We start from the raw sequence: 450 nt of genomic DNA, 5'->3' as shown, positions 1-450 counted from the left end.
CTTCTCGAGAGCCTGCTCGTCCGTGCCGCACGCTGGCCTTCGCCTGCGGCACGGACGAGCAGGCTCTCGAGAAGACCTGGGAGCTGGCCGGACGCGGCTTTCGCAACATCTCCGTCGCCGACCCGAAGGGGCGCGAGATGAGCGCCATCGCCTTCGAACGCTCGCTTGATTTCGACTACGACTGAGCTGGCTCGAAGGGCCGATCGAGCTCCAGCACCTAGAGCCTTAACCGACCTGATTGCATCAGGCCGGCGTCTCTAGGTCTTTGTTTTGACGCGCTTTCTTTCGCCGAACCGGCGTCCACTTCGTCGGAAAGCACTCTGGCGCTTCTATCCGACGGCTTGCTCAACCCACTCCCGCATCCCGAAGTGTCGCCCTCGATAAGAGGGCTCCAGGGATCGCGCGACGTCCGGAGCCCTCCTTCGAGGCCGCTCCGCGGCACCTCGGGAT

At 64.2% G+C, this 450-nt stretch carries 1 protein-coding gene; it reads left to right on the top strand.

Annotated features, from left to right (window positions below):
• On the top strand, positions 1-185 hold a 185-nt coding region (locus C1631_RS25565; RefSeq protein WP_109714498.1), incomplete at its 5' end, for a hypothetical protein.
• Positions 186-450 lie beyond the last annotated feature (265 nt).

Origin of the sequence: Chryseobacterium phosphatilyticum (assembly GCF_002899825.2) — a bacterium.
Classification (GTDB): domain Bacteria; phylum Bacteroidota; class Bacteroidia; order Flavobacteriales; family Weeksellaceae; genus Chryseobacterium; species Chryseobacterium phosphatilyticum.
Note: the sequence above shows the minus strand (reverse complement) of the source record. Positions and strands in the feature narration are given on the sequence as shown.